Raw genomic sequence first — 1,546 nt, forward strand, 5'->3', positions numbered from 1 at the left:
ATGGGTCCCTACGGCGCAGCTATGCAGAGTTTTATGCCCGGTCGCGGCGGCTTGCCTCGGCCTTGGCCAAGAGCGGGATCGGGCGCGGCGACACCGTGTCTGTCATGCTGCCCAATACGCCGGCCATGCTGGAATGCCACTACGGCGTGCCGATGTGCTGCGCGGTGCTGCATTCGATTAACACAAGGCTGGATGCGGTGGTGATCGCGTTCCAGCTCGACCACGCGATGTCGAAGCTGGTGATTGTCGACCGGGAGTTCATGCCGCTGATGCAGCAAGCACTGGCACTTGCCGCGGCGACGCCGGTCCTGATCCAGTACGACGACCCGGAGTATGACGGTGCGCAGGTAGATGCGGAGGCGGCCGACTACGAGGTGTTCCTGACCCGCGGCAACCCGGATTTCGCCTGGCTGATGCCGGAAGACGAATGGGACGCAATCTCGATCAACTACACCTCCGGCACCACCGGCGACCCCAAGGGCGTGGTCTCGCACCACCGTGGGGCCTATCTGCTGGCGCAAGGTAATGCGCTGACCACCTCGATGCAGAAACACGCGGTCTATCTCTGGACCCTGCCGATGTTCCACTGCAACGGCTGGTGCTTTCCCTGGACACTGTCCGCCATCGCCGGCACCCATGTGTGCCTGCGTCAGGTGCGGGCTGAACCGATCTGGAACGCCCTGGCGGACGAAGGCGTGACCCATCTGTGTGGCGCGCCCATCGTGATGTCGCTGCTGATTTCAGCACCGCAGGAGGCCAAACGCGATTTTGCCCAGACAGTGCAGTTCTTCACCGCCGCCGCGCCGCCGCCCGAAAGCCTGCTGGCAGAGATGAAGGCTGCCGGCTTTGATGTGACCCACCTGTACGGGCTGACGGAAACCTACGGTCCTGCGGTGGTCAATGACTGGCATAGCAGCTGGTCAGACCTGCCGCCCGCCGAACAGGCCGCGCTGAAAGCGCGCCAGGGCGTGCGCTACCTGCCGCTGGAGCAGCTGGATGTGCTGGACCCGGAGACGATGCTGCATGTGCCGCGCGACGGCCAGACCATGGGCGAGGTGATGTTCCGCGGGAACGTCGTGATGAAGGGCTATTTCCGCAATCCCAGGGCCACCAAGGAAGCCTTTGCCGGCGGCTGGTTCCACTCCGGCGATCTAGGTGTCATGCACCCCGACGGCTATATCCAGCTCAAGGACAGGTCAAAGGACATCATCATCTCGGGTGGTGAGAACATCTCCTCGATCGAGGTCGAAGAGGCGCTTTACCGCCACCCGGCGGTTGCGGTTGCTGCCGTTGTGGCAATGCCGCATGAGAAATGGGGCGAAACCCCCTGTGCCTTTGTCGAGCTGGCCAAGGGCAAGCAGGCCAATGCGGAGATCCTGCGCAGCTGGTGCCGCGGCCATCTGGCGCCCTACAAGGTTCCTGGCAGGTTCGTCTTTACGGAGATCCCCAGAACCTCGACCGGCAAAATCCAGAAATTTGCCTTGCGCGAGCAGGCAAAGGAAATCGCGTCATAACCAGGGGAGCAGCGCTCCGCAGGCTTAAGTGC

General features: G+C 63.0%; 1 protein-coding gene. It reads left to right on the forward strand.

What is annotated here, in order from left to right:
- The coding region (locus A2I95_RS36835; protein WP_291737435.1) for an acyl-CoA synthetase at positions 1-1,514 on the forward strand (1,514 nt) is incomplete at its 5' end.
- Positions 1,515-1,546: the final 32 nt, after the last annotated feature.

It is taken from the genome of Leisingera sp. F5 (assembly GCF_001593695.1).